Annotated in this window: 12 protein-coding genes; 9 read left to right on the top strand and 3 right to left on the bottom strand. The window is 63.3% G+C overall.

The window, feature by feature from the left end; translation table 11 throughout:
• Nucleotides 1–55: 55 nt before the first annotated feature.
• From AC07N6_RS19790 to AC07N6_RS19820, 7 genes are all read left to right on the top strand, one after another.
• Complete coding sequence (locus AC07N6_RS19790; protein WP_494782125.1) at nucleotides 56–1,609, top strand: efflux transporter outer membrane subunit; 1,554 nt, start codon at nucleotides 56–58, stop codon at nucleotides 1,607–1,609.
• A gap of 5 nt (nucleotides 1,610–1,614) precedes the next feature.
• Nucleotides 1,615–2,856, top strand: coding sequence for an HlyD family secretion protein (locus tag AC07N6_RS19795; protein ID WP_494782126.1), 1,242 nt, complete (start codon nucleotides 1,615–1,617; stop codon nucleotides 2,854–2,856).
• A 32-nt stretch (nucleotides 2,857–2,888) separates the two neighbouring features.
• Nucleotides 2,889–4,472 (top strand): DHA2 family efflux MFS transporter permease subunit, encoded by a 1,584-nt coding sequence (locus AC07N6_RS19800; RefSeq protein ID WP_494782127.1) that lies wholly within the window; start codon nucleotides 2,889–2,891, stop codon nucleotides 4,470–4,472.
• 207 nt (nucleotides 4,473–4,679) lie between these two features.
• On the top strand, nucleotides 4,680–4,982 hold the full coding sequence (locus AC07N6_RS19805; RefSeq protein ID WP_494782128.1) for a type II toxin-antitoxin system RelE/ParE family toxin: 303 nt from the start codon (nucleotides 4,680–4,682) through the stop codon (nucleotides 4,980–4,982).
• A 22-nt stretch (nucleotides 4,983–5,004) separates the two neighbouring features.
• A complete protein-coding gene (locus AC07N6_RS19810) occupies nucleotides 5,005–5,343 on the top strand; it encodes an addiction module antidote protein (protein ID WP_494782129.1) in 339 nt (112 codons plus the stop codon).
• A 264-nt stretch (nucleotides 5,344–5,607) separates the two neighbouring features.
• Nucleotides 5,608–8,313, top strand: a complete 2,706-nt coding sequence (mutS, locus tag AC07N6_RS19815; protein WP_494782130.1) for a DNA mismatch repair protein MutS — start codon at nucleotides 5,608–5,610, stop codon at nucleotides 8,311–8,313.
• A gap of 43 nt (nucleotides 8,314–8,356) precedes the next feature.
• Nucleotides 8,357–9,283 (top strand): hypothetical protein, encoded by a 927-nt coding sequence (locus tag AC07N6_RS19820; protein ID WP_494782131.1) that lies wholly within the window; start codon nucleotides 8,357–8,359, stop codon nucleotides 9,281–9,283.
• 88 nt (nucleotides 9,284–9,371) lie between these two features.
• Here AC07N6_RS19820 and AC07N6_RS19825 read toward each other — a convergent pair whose 3' ends face one another.
• Nucleotides 9,372–9,920 carry an FKBP-type peptidyl-prolyl cis-trans isomerase gene (locus tag AC07N6_RS19825; protein ID WP_494782132.1) on the bottom strand — a complete coding sequence of 183 codons (549 nt, stop codon included), beginning with the start codon at nucleotides 9,918–9,920 and terminating at the stop codon, nucleotides 9,372–9,374.
• Between the two features lie 243 nt (nucleotides 9,921–10,163).
• Here AC07N6_RS19825 and AC07N6_RS19830 point away from each other — a divergent pair, with 243 nt between their 5' ends.
• Nucleotides 10,164–11,285, top strand: coding sequence for a JmjC domain-containing protein (locus AC07N6_RS19830; protein ID WP_494782133.1), 1,122 nt, complete (start codon nucleotides 10,164–10,166; stop codon nucleotides 11,283–11,285).
• 328 nt (nucleotides 11,286–11,613) lie between these two features.
• Nucleotides 11,614–11,865 (top strand): hypothetical protein, encoded by a 252-nt coding sequence (locus AC07N6_RS19835; RefSeq protein WP_494782134.1) that lies wholly within the window; start codon nucleotides 11,614–11,616, stop codon nucleotides 11,863–11,865.
• Nucleotides 11,866–12,325: 460 nt separating this feature from the next.
• Here AC07N6_RS19835 and AC07N6_RS19840 read toward each other — a convergent pair whose 3' ends face one another.
• Nucleotides 12,326–13,111 (bottom strand): MBL fold metallo-hydrolase, encoded by a 786-nt coding sequence (locus AC07N6_RS19840; protein ID WP_494782135.1) that lies wholly within the window; start codon nucleotides 13,109–13,111, stop codon nucleotides 12,326–12,328.
• 35 nt (nucleotides 13,112–13,146) lie between these two features.
• Nucleotides 13,147–14,331: an NlpB/DapX family lipoprotein gene (gene bamC / locus AC07N6_RS19845; protein WP_494782136.1), complete on the bottom strand. Its 1,185-nt coding sequence runs from the start codon at nucleotides 14,329–14,331 to the stop codon at nucleotides 13,147–13,149.
• Nucleotides 14,332–14,371: the final 40 nt, after the last annotated feature.

Raw genomic sequence — 14,371 nt, forward strand, 5'->3', positions numbered from 1 at the left:
ATCCAAATAATATACTGTACTGTACAGTTTAAAAACATCGTTGTCATCCACATCCATGAACACTTCAGACACTCCCGCCCTTCGCGCGGCGACGCCAGGCTTTGCTGTCGCCGCAGCGGCCGGACGCCGCCTGCACCGCACCGCGCTGGCTTCGGCCGCCGCCCTGCTGGCGCTGACGCTGTCCGGTTGCGCCTCCTTCACCGACCTCGGCCCGCGCGCCGAACCCAAGGCCATCGACAGTTACCAAAGCGGCCAGATGCTGGCCAGCGCCACGCCGCAGGCGGCGTGGCCGGCCGACCAATGGTGGCGCGCCTATGGCGACGACCAGTTGGATGCGCTGATCGGCGAGGCGCTGCAAGGCGCCCCCTCGATGGCGGTCGCCCGCGCCCGCCTGCTCAAGGCCGAAGGCGCGGCGCAGCAACAAGGCGCGGCCCTGTATCCGGACATCAGCGCCAACGCCTCGCTGGATCACATGAAGCAGTCCTACAACAACGGCTTCCCGGCCGAATACGTGCCCAAGGACTACAACAACGAAACCAAGGCCACGCTGGACTTCAGCTACGAGATCGACTTCTGGGGCAAGAACCGCGCCGCGCTGGCGGCCGCCACTTCCGAGCTGGAAGCGGCCCGCGCCGACGCCGCCCAGGCGCGCATCACGCTGGGCACATCGATCGCCTCGGCCTATGCCGAGCTGGAGCACCTCTATACCCAACGCGACACCAACGAAGCGGCCTTGAAGGTGCGCGTCGAATCGCTCGACCTGTTCAACCAGCGCTACGCCAACGGCCTGGAAACGCTGGGCTCGGTCAAGCAGATGGAAGCGCGCCGCGCCATGGCCGAAGCCGACCTCAGGGCCACCGACGAATCGATCGCGCTCCAGCGCAACAAGCTGGCCGCGCTGGCCGGCGCCGGCCCCGACCGCGGCCTGCTGCTGGTGCGCCCGAAGGTGGACATGAGCAAGCCGTTCCAGCTGCCCGACCAGATCCCGGTCAACCTGCTGGGCCGCCGCCCCGACATCGTCGCCGCGCGCCTGCGCGCCGAAGCGGCCGGCAAGCAGATCAAGGTGGCGCGCGCCGCCTTCTACCCCAACGTCAACCTGAAGGCCTACTTCGGCTTCCAGTCGCTGGGCATCGACATGCTGACCAGCCGCGGCTCCGACATCGGCAGCATCGGCCCGGCCATCTCGCTGCCGATCTTCAATGGCGGCCGCCTGCGCGGCCAGTTCCGCTCGGCCAGCGCCGGCTATGACGAAGCCGTGGCCAATTACGACCAGGCCGTCACGCAAGCGCTGCAAGACGTGGCCGATGTCACCGTCAGCGAAAAAGCGCTGGCCGGACGGCTCGAAAAAGTCCAGCTCGCCGCCGATGCCGCCGAACAGGCTTACCGCATCGTCAGCAACCGCTACAACGGCGGCCTGGCCAATTACCTGGATGTGCTCAACGCGCAGGACACGCTGATCACCAACCTGCGCGAACTCTCCAACCTGCGCTCGCGCATGTTCAGCCTCGACGTTGCGCTGGTGCGCGCGCTGGGCGGCGGCTACAGCGGCGGCACCAACAGCGGCGACAGCGGCACATCCCACACGACAGACACGCAAGCGAAAGGTTAATCATCATGTCCCACAGCGACTCCCAGGCAACCCAAACCATGGCGGCGGATGACGCCGCCAAGCAACGCGCCGATGCCGCCGCCACAGCCGCGGCAGCGCAAAAGCGCAAGAAACTCTTTTCCATCTTCGGCGGCGTGATTGCCATCGCCGGCATCGGTTACGGCGCCTACTGGTACCTGATCGGCTCGCGCTACGTCGAGACCGACAACGCCTACACCGCCACCGAAATCTCGGTGCTCACGCCGGCCATCAACGGCATCGTGGCCGACGTCAAGGTGGTCGACACGCAAGCCGTCAAGAAGGGCGAGGTACTGGTCGCCATCGACGACGCCGACGCCAAACTGGCGCTGGCCCAGGCCGAAGCGGATCTGGACCGCACCGAACGCCGCGTTCAGGGCTTCTTCGCCAACGATGCCGGCCTGGCCGCGCAGGTGCTGGCGCGCGAAGCCGAACAAAAGCGCGCCGCCGCACAACTGCTGTCGGCCCAGGCCGACATGAAGCGCGCCGAGATCGACCTGCAACGCCGCGAAGCGCTGTCCAAGTCGGGTTCGGTGTCCGGCGAGGAACTCTCCAACGCGCGCACCGCGCTGTTGAACGCCCAGGCCAGCCTGAAGGCGGCCGAAGCCAGTGAAGTGCAGTCGCGCGCCAACACCAAGGCCACCCTCGGCGCGCAAAAGGCCAGCACCGTGCTGACCGCCGACACCACCGTCGACAACAACCCCGAAGTGCTACTGGCGCGCGCCAAGCGCGACCAGGCCCGGCTGGATCTGGAGCGCACCGTACTGCGCGCCCCGGTCGACGGCGTGGTGGCGCGCCGCCAGGTGCAGGTCGGCCAGCGCGTGCAGACCGGCGCCAACCTGCTGTCGGTGGTGCCGCTGCAACAGATGCACGTGGACGCCAACTTCAAGGAAGGCCAACTGACCAAGGTCAAGATCGGCCAGCCGGTCACCATGAAGGCGGACATCTACGGCGGCTCGGTCGAATACCACGGCGTGGTGACCGGCCTGTCCGGCGGCACCGGTTCGGCCTTCGCGGTGATCCCGGCGCAAAACGCCACCGGCAACTGGATCAAGGTGGTGCAGCGCCTGCCGGTGCGCATCTCGATCGATCCCAAGGAGCTGGCGCAGCGTCCGCTGTCGGTGGGCCTGTCGATGGTGGTCGAGATCGACACCCGCGGCCAGATCCAGGCCGGCGATGCCCTCCCCAAGACCGCGCAGAACACGAACGGCCGGGCAGCCGCGCTGTAAGCGGCGCGTGACAAGACAAGAAGAGGTTTTCCATGTCATCCACTGTTAGCGCAGATGCGGCCTCGCTGCCTGCGCCCAAGCCGACGCCAGCGCCGGGCCTGTTCGAAGCCCCGCTGACCGGCGGCAAGCTGGTCGGCGCCGGCATCCTGCTGGCGGCGGCCAATTTCATCGCGGTGCTCGACACCACCATCGCCAACGTCTCGGTCTCCACCATTGCCGGCTCGCTGGGCGCCTCCACCAGCCAGGGCACCTACGTCATCACCTCGTACGCGGTGGCCGAGGCCATCACGGTGCCCTTGACCGGCTGGCTGGCCAACCGCTTCGGCACGGTGCGCGTATTCATCCTGTCGATGGTGATGTTCGGCCTGTTCTCGGCGCTGTGCGGCCTGGCCAATTCGCTGGGCATGCTGATCGCCTTCCGCGTGCTGCAAGGCCTGGCCGGCGGCCCGCTGATGCCGCTTTCGCAAACCCTGCTGCTGCGCATCTTCCCCAAGGAAAAGGCGCCGGCCGCCATCGGGCTGTGGGCCATGACCACGCTGGTGGCGCCGATCGCCGGCCCGATCCTGGGCGGCGTGCTGTGCGACCAGTACAGCTGGCCCTACATTTTCTGGATCAACGTGCCGGTGGCGCTGATATGCGGCTATATCGGCTGGCGCATGCTCAAGCGCTATGAAACCACCACCGCCAAGCTGCCGATCGACCGCATCGGCCTGGTCCTGATGGTGGTGTGGGTCGCCGCGTTGCAGCTGATGCTGGACGAAGGCAAGGAAAAGGACTGGTTCGCCTCCACCGAGATCGTGCTGCTGGCGGTGGTGGCGGTGGTGTTCTTCATCGCCTTCCTGATCTGGGAATTGACCGAAAGGAACCCCATCGTCGACCTGCGGGTATTCCGCCACCGCGGCTTCACCGCCAGCGTGACCACCATCTGCCTGGCCTTCGGCGCCTTCTTCGGTTCGGTGGTGCTCACGCCCCTGTGGCTGCAGGGCTACATGGGCTACACGGCGACCTGGTCGGGCTGCGTCTCGGCGCTGACCGGCATCCTGGCGGTGATGACCGCGCCCATGGTGGCCAAGATGTCGACCACCGTGGACGCCCGCAAGCTGGTCTGCATCGGCGTGGTGTGGCTGGGGCTGATGACCTTCGTGCGCGCCTTCAACACCACCGACATGTCGATGTTCCAGATCGGCTGGCCGCTGTTCTTGCAAGGCATCGGGCTGCCGTTGTTCTTCGTGCCGCTGACCGGCCTGGCGCTGTCCTCGGTCAACCCGGAGGAAACCGCCTCGGCGGCCGGCCTGATGAGCTTCTGCCGCACCATGTCCGGCGCCATCGCCACTTCCATCGTCAATACCAGCTGGGAGAACGACACCACTTACTTCCACGCCGAGCTGTCCGGCCTGGTGGACAGGATGGGCGACGCCGTCAATACGATGGCCGCCTCCGGCATGTCGGCCGACCAGGCCACCGCCTCGCTGGCGCAAACGGTGCAGAACCAGGCCGTCATGCTGGCCACCAACCACATCTTCATGATGGCCGCGATCTCGTTCTCGCTGGCCGCCATGGCGGTCTGGCTGGCGCCCAAGCCGACCCGCGTGGCCGATACCTCGTCGGCGCACTGATTTTTACCGGCCCCCTACAGTCCGGGGTCTCTCCCCTTCTCCGGGCTGGGCAGGCGGTTGCGCAAGCGACCGCCTGTTTTTTTGTCACGGCGGAAACCTCACAAATAGGGAATTTGCGATTTCACGGCACTTTTCCCTTCCCATTTTTCCGCTTCGTTACAAGATTCGCGTAGATTAATGTCTCCATTCGGATACAATATCTCTCTCGTGAACATCATCGAACGCTCTGGCCGATTCAATCAATGGCATGCCCGTCTTGCGGATAAGCAAGCACAAGCGCGAATTACCCTTCGGATCAAAAGAGCCGCCGAAGGAAACTTTGGAATCACAAAGCCGGTCGGGGAAGGCGTCCACGAAATGAAGATCGATTACGGCCCAGGCTACCGGGTCTATTACGCCCGCAAAGGCAAAGTCACTTACCTCCTGCTGTGCGGCGGCGACAAGTCGGGCCAGCAAGTCGATATCCAGACGGCGATTGCGCTCTGGAATGCCCTACGAAGCAATGTCTAACCGGATCTCTCAAGGAGTCGCGATGAAAACCCCAATATTCACCCCGGAAGATCTGAAGGTCGCCCCCTTTGACGCAGCGGAATATCTGGATAGCGAAGAAGCAATCGCTGCATATATCCAGGCGGCCCTCGAAGAGAATGACCCTGCTCTGCTGATGTCTGCCCTGGGCGATGTCATTCGCGCTCGCGGCATCACTGCCGTTGCGCAAAAAGCCGGCCTTGGACGCGCAAGCCTTTATAAAACACTGGCGCCTGGCGCCACACCGCGTCTTGACACGGTAATGAAGTTGATCGGCGCGCTCGATATCCGGCTCAGCGCCACCGTGATGCACAGCGATAACGGCCGCCCACTATCTGCTTAGGGCCTGTTAACAATTAATTTGCGAGTGCATTCGTCCCACGCCCGGCTTGGCTACCCCGCCCCATTACGCGTACAATCCCCTCTCATGCATGCGGACCCAGGTCCGCATTTTTGATTTATGGCATGCCCGGCGCGACGCCACCCGCCAGCGCCCGGCCAGCCTTTCCTGCCGCCGACCATGGACTTTTCCTGCGCCACGGCGCGTGCGGCAGACGCAATCCCTGACACGCAATACCCGAGCTTCGGGTCCTGAACCAATAGCCTGATGACCAAAGACCTCGCCGCCCATACGCCGATGATGCAGCAATACCTGCGCATCAAGGCCGACCATCCGCAGACCCTGCTGTTCTACCGGATGGGCGACTTCTATGAACTGTTTTTCGACGACGCCGAGAAAGCCTCGCGCCTGATGGGCGTGACGCTGACCCAGCGCGGTTCTTCCAATGGCACGCCGATCAAGATGGCCGGCGTGCCCTTCCACTCCGTCGAGCAATACCTGGCGCGCCTGATCAAGCTGGGCGAGTCGGTGGCGATCTGCGAGCAGATCGGCGACCCGGCCACCAGCAAGGGGCCGGTCGATCGCAAGGTAGTGCGGGTAGTCACCCCCGGCACGCTGACCGACTCCGACCTGCTGCCGGAAAAGGCCGAACGCTGCCTGCTGGCGATGCAGATCGCCGCCGGCCGCCCGCGCAAGCAGGTGCAGGTCGGCCTGTCGTGGCTGTCGATGGCCAGCGGCGCATTGAAGCTGATGGAGTTCACGGTCGATGCCAATGTCCTCGAAACCCGCATCAAGCAGGAACTGGAACGCATCTCCCCGGCCGAAATCCTGGTCGCCGACAGCCAGCTGGAACAATGCGAACCACTGTTGCCCAATCGCGCCGTGACGGTGCCCGACTGGCATTTCGACCAGCCCAGCAGCGAGAAGGCCTTGCTGGAGCAATTGTCGGTGGCGACGCTGGACGGCTTCGGCGCGCAAGGCCTGACCACGGCCATCGGCGCGGCCGGCGCGCTGCTGCGTTATGCGCAATCGACGCAAGGCCGCGGCCTGCAGCATGTGCGCGCACTCACGGTCGAATCGGAAAACGAATTCATCGGGCTGGACGCGGCCACCCGCCGCAACCTTGAACTGACCGAGACCATCCGCGCCCAGGACGCCAATGCGCTGGCGCCGACGCTGTTCTCCACGCTCGACCATTGCCGCACCGCGATGGGTTCGCGCCTGTTGCGCCACTGGCTGCACCATGCGCTGCGCGATCAAGCCGTGGCGCGCGCGCGCCATGCCGCCATCAACGCGCTGATGCGCACCGACGCCTGCTCAGGCCTGTCGGCCACGCTGGCGGCAGTGCCCGATATCGAACGCATCACCACCCGCATCGCCCTGCTGTCGGCGCGCCCGCGCGACCTGGCGGGCCTGCGCGCCGGCTTGCAGCAGCTCAGTTCGCTGCGCGCCTATGTCGACATGTGCGCGCGCGACGCCGATGCGCCGCTGCTCAAGCAACTGCATGAAGCGCTGGCCACGCCGGTGGAATGCCTGGACCTGCTGGAACGCGCCATCATGCTGGAACCGGCCGCGATGGTGCGCGACGGCGGCGTGATCGCGCGCGGCTTTGATGCCGAACTGGACGAGTTGCGCGGCCTGTCGGAAAACGCCGGCCAGTACCTGCTGGACCTGGAAGCGCGCGAACGCGCGCGCACCGGCATCGCCAACCTGCGGGTGGAATACAACAAGGTGCACGGCTTCTACATCGAGGTCACCAACGGCCAGAGCGACAAGGTGCCGGAAGATTACCGCCGCCGCCAGACGCTCAAGAACGCCGAGCGCTACATCATCCCCGAGCTCAAGGCCTTCGAGGACAAGGCGCTGTCGGCACAGGAGCGTTCGCTGTCGCGCGAGAAATTCCTGTACGAGCAATTGCTGAACGACATGGCGCCGCACATCGTCACGCTGCAAGCCATCGCCCACGCGCTGGCCCAGCTCGACACGCTGGTGGCGCTGGCCGACCACGCCGCGCGCAACAACTGGTGCGCGCCGCAACTGGTGGACGAGCCCTGCATCCAGATCGAACAGGGTCGCCATCCGGTGGTGGAAAACCAGATCGAGCGTTTCATCGCCAACGACTGCCAACTGGCGGCCGAACGCAAGCTGCTCTTGATCACCGGCCCCAACATGGGCGGCAAGTCGACCTACATGCGCCAGGTGGCGCTGATCACGCTGCTGGCCTATGTCGGCAGTTTCGTGCCGGCCACGGCTGCGGTGATCGGCCCGATCGACCGCATCTTCACCCGCATCGGCGCGGCCGACGACCTGGCCGGCGGCCGTTCCACCTTCATGGTGGAAATGACCGAATCGGCCGCCATCCTCAACAACGCCAGCGAGCATTCGCTGGTGCTGATGGATGAAGTCGGGCGCGGCACCTCGACCTTCGACGGTTTGGCGCTGGCCTGGGCCATCGCCAAGCACCTGATCGACGTGACCCGCAGCTTCACGCTGTTCGCCACCCACTATTTCGAACTGACGCAATTGCCGGAAATCCATCCGAGCGCGGCCAACGTACACTTGTCGGCAGTGGAACATAAGGACAGCATCGTGTTCCTGCATGCGGTGCAAAGCGGCCCGGCTTCGCAGAGCTACGGCCTGCAAGTGGCGCAGTTGGCCGGCGTGCCGGCGCCGGTGATCCGCGCCGCGCGCAAGCACCTTTCCGCGCTGGAAAGCCAGTCCATGCAGCCGACGCCGCAATTCGACCTGTTCAATACCCAGCAATTCATCGAACGCGACGAAGAACCCGCGCACACTGCCGCACGGGAGACGGATGAGACAAGCGCCGAACAAGCGCCGCCCATCGCAGTCGAACCGGATCCGCAGGCGCAAGCCATACTCCAGTCGCTGGGGCAAATCGACCCCGATGCGCTGACCCCGCGTCAGGCGCTGGATGCGCTATACAAACTGAAGGAACTGAGCAGGAACAATTGACCTGGTGGCTTGACCGCAGGCCGCAACCGATGCCGAACCGACAATGACACGCCTCCTGCTTACCGCCCTGCTCGCCTTTGCCGCCGCCATGCCGGCACGGCCGGCATCGGCGGCGCCGCAAGACTTCGCCTTCGGCATCATCAGTCATGCGTTTGCCGGCGGCGGCGGCGAAGAAGCGCTGCGCCAGGCCATCGCCGAAACCGATGCCGACAACCTGGCGTTCGTGGTGGTCAACGGCATCAAGTCCTCTGCCGAACCTTGCGACGATGCCTTGTATAGCCAACGGCGCGACATCCTCTCGCATGCGCAAAATGGCGTGATCATGTCGCTGGCCGCCAGCGACTGGATTTCCTGCCGCGACCGTGCGCAACGCTCCGACGCCATCGAGCGCCTGGCGCACATGCGCGAGCAGTTCTACACCGGGGAATTCTCTTTCGGCGCCAGCAAGCTGCCGCTGCTGCGCCAGTCGCTCACGGCCAAGTTCCGCAGCTATGCCGAGAACGCGCGCTGGGAGGTCGGCAATGTCCTGTTCGCCACCGTCAACCTGCCGGCCGGCAACAACCACTTCCTGCTCGACGGCGGCCGCAACAACGAGTTCGAAGACCGCCTGATCGCCAACCGCAACTGGCTGCAGCACCTGTTCGCCTTCGCGGCCCTGAAAAAATCGGCCGCCATCGTGTTCTTCACCGATGGCAATCCCTTTGGCTCGCCGCCCAAGCACTCCTTTTTCCGCACCCAGCGCGACGGTTTTGCCGAGATGCGCCGCACCTTCTCCGAGCTGGCCGGCAAGTTCCACGGCCGGGTGCTGGTCGTGCATGGCGAAACCATCAAGGACAAGGCGCCGCCGCATATCCTGTGGAGCGGCAACCTGGGCAGCGTAGGCGCGGGCGAGCGCTGGCTGAAGATCGTGGTGGACGACCATCTTCCGCAATTGTTTGCGGTGGCCGATGCCGATGGCGAGCGGCGCTGAACTCGCATCTTACCGGCAAGCCCCGGAAAGCAAAACGCCCGCAGCGAATGCTGCGGGCGTTTCCATTTGAAGCGGGCCGGCGGCCGGATCAGTTCAGCGGATGGCTGCGGAAATGGTCGCCGTCGTCGCCATCGTTACCGGCAGCGTCGTCGTGATGATGATGATGGCCGTGCGCTCCATGCACGTGGCCGTGGGCGATTTCCTCGTCGGAGGCGGCGCGCACTTCGGTCACGGACAGTTCAAAGCGCAGCGCGATGCCGGCCAGCGGATGGTTGCCGTCCAGCACGGCCTTGCCGTCGGCCACTTCGGTGACGGTGAAGATGACCGATTCTTCGCCATCGTCGTCCGGCGAACCTTCGAACTGCATGCCGACTTCGGTCGGTTGCGGCAGGCGCGACAGCGGTTCGATCTTGACCAGGGTGGAGTCGTACTCGCCGAAGGCATCTTCCGGCTCGACCTGGATGGTGGTCTTGAAACCGGTTTCCTTGCCGTCCAGCGCTTCTTCGATCTTGGGCAGCGTGTTCTGGTAACCGCCGTGCAGGTAAACCATCGGCTCGCGGCTTTCCTCGATCAGGTTGTTTTGCGCGTCCGACAATTTGTAGTTCACGGAGACTACGGAGTTCTTTGCGATCTTCATCGTGTGGGGTCCTTTGCTAACGGTATTGGGTGCGGGAGCGGCCATGCCATGCTTTCAATGCCGCTGTTGCGACGCTTGCCGTTCATGGCCGGGCACAGTGGGGCCAAAGAGCGTTCCCCCTTGCCATTCCCGCGCGGCAAGGACTCTTCTTTAATCAAAGTTAATCAAAGCGCGATTATACCCGCATCAAACTTCGCCGCCTTGGCGCCGTTTCAACGCGGCGCGCGCGCCTATAATGTCGCCATGAAAAAACTCGCCCTGCTCGGCGGCCTCACGCCCGCCCAATTCCTGCGTGACTACTGGCACAAGAAACCGCTGCTGATCCGCCAGGCCATTCCCGGCTTCCAGGCGCCGCTGCCGCGCGCCGAACTGTTCGACCTGGCCAGGCGCGACGACGTCGAGTCGCGCCTGATCACGCACCGCGCCGCGGGCTGGGACATGCAGCACGGCCCCATCGACAAGCTGCCGGCGCTCAAGCAAAAGGCCTGGACGCTGCTGGTACAAGGCGTCAACCTGCACCACGCGGCGGCCGATGCGCTGCTGCGCCAGTTCCGCTTCATCCCCGACGCGCGCTTGGACGACCTGATGATCAGCTACGCCAGCGACGGCGGCGGCGTCGGCCCGCATTTCGATTCCTACGACGTGTTCCTGCTGCAGGCGCATGGCCGGCGCCACTGGCGCATCAGCGCACAGGACGACCTGTCGCTGGAAAATGGAGTGCCGCTGAAAATACTGAGCAACTTCCAGCCGGAAGAAGAGTTCGTGCTGGAACCGGGCGACATGCTTTACCTGCCGCCGCATTACGCGCACGACGGCACGGCAGTCGGCGAATGCATGACGTATTCCATCGGCTTTCGCGCGCCGGCCTACCAGGAACTGGGCGAGTCCTTCCTCGACTTCATGCTGGACACCATTGACCTGCCCGGCCGCTATGCCGACCCCGACCTCAAGCCCAGCGCCAATCCGGCCGAACTGCCGGCCGACATGCTCGGTCGCATCCGCGATGAATTGAACAAGATACGCTTCACCGACGACGACATCGCCATCTTCCTCGGCCAGCATTTGTCGGAACCCAAACCCAGCGTATTCTTCGATGCGCCGGCCGAGCAATTGTCATTTGCTCGCTTTTACCAGGGCGCCAAAAAGCGCGGATTGGCATTGCACCGCAAATCGCTGATGCTCTATCGTGGCTCGAACGTGTTCATCAACGGCGAGTCGTTCCAGGTCGGGCGGGCCGACAAAGTCATCCTCGCCAAGCTGGCAAATCACCGCCGGCTGGAAAAATCGGAATTCGAAAACGCTTCCGAAGACCTGCTCGAAGCCTTGCATCAATGGCATGAAAGCGGATGGCTAGAATTTTCTTGATTTGCTTCAAAATATCCCAAAAACACACTGGCCCGACCGATCGACAATCGGCGGAAAACGGCCTGGATAAAGGCCTTCCGGCCTCATGGGTTTAATTGTAAGAACTTACAAATTCTTACGAAAAAGAATGATTTCGGTGTGATATCGGAAAAAAATAGCTATAATGACGGGCTGGAAAGTTTTCGTTGTCCGAGCAAGTTTCGGCAGTAAAAAGAAGCAAGAACCGAAACGAAACCGCGAGGTTTCCAAGTACGGCGAGAGCCTCCTGTAGAGCGATAATTACCGGTAATTATTCATCGCACAATTTTTAAATATTGAAGGAATATTCATGAAAAAGACTCTGTTGATCGCTTCGTTGTTGGCTGTTGCCCTGGCTGCTTGCGGCAAGAAGGAAGAAGCTCCTGCACCAGCACCTGCTGCTGAAGCTCCTGCTGCCGCACCTGCAGCTGCTGAAGCTCCTGCTGCTGCGCCTGCCGCTCCGGCTGCTGACGCTGCTGCTCCTGCTGCTGACGCCGCCAAGCCGGCTGACGCTGCTCCTGCTGCCGACGCTGCCAAGCCAGCTGACGCTCCAGCAAAATAATCATCAGATTATTTTCAAAAAACCGGTCTCAGGACCGGTTTTTTTTCGCCTGCATTTTTGCCCCTCCCCCACATCCCCTCTCCGGTCTTCGTGCTTTGGCGCGGACATCTCCCCATCGCGGATCACATGCTACGCAAGAAAACCCTCTGCGCCGCAATAGAACGTCCCTGACGCGTTTTTACAGCCGGGCGGACTCTTTCCCCTCCCCTCTCCTGACAAAGCCCTTACTGGCGCATTCAGGCCCTTCAAGCCCCCTGCGTTTTCTGCCTCATCCAGCCCTTGCCCATTTGATTTTTTAGTCTTCCGAGGGCTTGCATGGGAATTCCGGTCTTGCATGCGAGGATGGCAAGGGCATCGGATATGCGCCATGCGAAGGCGCAGGCCGGCATGAAATCGCAACAGAATGTTTCAGGGATACGCCCGGCAAAGCTGACAGGAGACTGACCTGCTCGCTTTTTCCTTACACCTCGAGCCAGCCGAAGCCCTCGTCCTGGCAGGCGATATCGATACCGCCGAAGCTGCCGCCAAGGACGCTCTCCAAGGCTGCGCGCGCCAGTTCGGGCGTATTATTCTGGCGGCTCAAGTGAGCGCCGACCACCTGTTTGAGGCGGCTCTTGTCGAGCAATTGCAGGATCTCGGCGCTGGTTTCATTGGCCAGGTGCCCGTATGCCCCGCCGATGCGGCGCTTGAGGAAAGCCGGATAAGAAGAGTTCTCCAGCATGGCGCGATCGTGATTGCATTCGAGCAGCAGCGAATCGCAGGCGCCCAATGCCTGGATCATGTGCGACGTCGCTTGCCCGGCGTCAGTCAGCACGCCCAGGCGCCGGTCGCCGTCGCTTGCGATGTACTGGATCGGTTCGCGGGCGTCGTGCGGCACGGTGTAGGGAGTGAGTTCAAGGTCGCCGATGGCGATCTTCTGGCCGTCGGCGCACAATTGGATGTCGACATCGGCGGCGTGATCCGCGATTGCCTGGTAGGTGCCGTAGCTAAGCCAGACCGGGATGCGGTAACGGCGCGCGAACTTGAATACGCCGTTGACATGGTCGGAATGTTCATGGGTCACCACGATGGCGGCAACATCCGAGGGGTCGATACCGACGCGCAGCATGCGCCTTTCGGTTTCGCGCAAAGCAAAGCCGCAGTCCAGCATCACGGTCGTCCCCGCATTGGGACGCTCTGAGCCGGCTGCGGCCGAAATCAGCAGCGCATTGCCTTCGCTGCCGCTACCGAGGCTCGCGAACTTCATATGCGGCCCCGATAACGCATTGCCATTACATCGACTTACTTCAACTGATCGTTCAACAGGCCGAGGATCTTGTCGGCGGTATCGGAGACCTCCGGCTTGCCTTCGCCGTTCTGGACCACGATGTTGCTGCTGTCGCCACTGCCCTTGACCACGATACGGTACTTGGCGGCGGTCTTTTCCTTGTCCTTGGAACTGGAGAAGATGCGCGAGAAGAAGCCCTGATCCTTCTTGTCCTTGGCGTCCTGGTTCTGGTCGACATAGCGCACGAAATACGTGCCCTGGGTACGGTCGCGGTCTTCCACGGTGAAGCCGACGCGGTCCAGCGCCAGGCCGACGCGGCGCCATGCGCGGTCGAAGCTTTCATCGACCTGGACGCTGGAGCCGGCTGCGCTCTTCAACAGCTTGGAACGGGCCTGCAGCGACGGGGCGTTGGCCACGGCCGCCTTGGCCTTGGTTTCTTCGGCGCCCAGGCGCACCATCAGGCGCGCCAGGAATTCAGCCTCCAGGCCCGGGTCGGAGGGACGCGCGGTCCACACCGAGGTTTCCTTGGCCGAACCGGTCAGCACTTCTTCGGCGCCGCGATGGCTGATGAAGATTTCGGTGGTGCCGTTCGGGCCGCGCTCCAGGCGGGTGCGGAACTTGTCGCGTTCGCCGGTCGAGTACAGCGAGTCGAATACCTTGCCCAGCGTGTTGCGCACGAAGTCTTGCGGGATCTTGGCGCGGTTTTCAGCCCAGTCGGTTTCCATCACGCCGGTGTCCGGCGATTCGATGTTGATCAGGAAACCGCTGTCCTGCCAGAAATCCTTGATCTGCGGCCACAGGGTCTCGGGGCTCTGCCTGACCACCAGCCAGCGCTGGGTGCCGTCGCGTTCGATGTGGATGTCGCTGCCGTTGGCTTGCGGCGCCACCGAGGCGACTTCAGCGGCCGGCTTGGTCTGTTGCTCCAGGGTATAGCCGGAAGCGGTAGCCACGCCCTTGTTGGCCTCGGGGATCGCATAGCGGTTGTCGCGCTGCAGCTGGGTCAGGTCGGGCGGAACTTCCAGCCGCGGGCCGCGGGCCTTTTCCGCGCTCTTGTAATCGATACGGTCGCCTTCAAGCAAGCTGCCGACCGACGTGCATCCCGCGAGTGACGCGAGAGCCAGTGCGACGACGATGCTGCGTTGGGTAAGAGTACTGTACGCGGTGCGGACTACAGGACGAACGTTCTTGCGATTAGTCATATCGTTACTATTGAAAGCGGGATCGTTTTTCGGAAGACGG

The sequence above is a fragment of the Herbaspirillum sp. GW821-FHT09A12 genome, assembly GCF_059418325.1.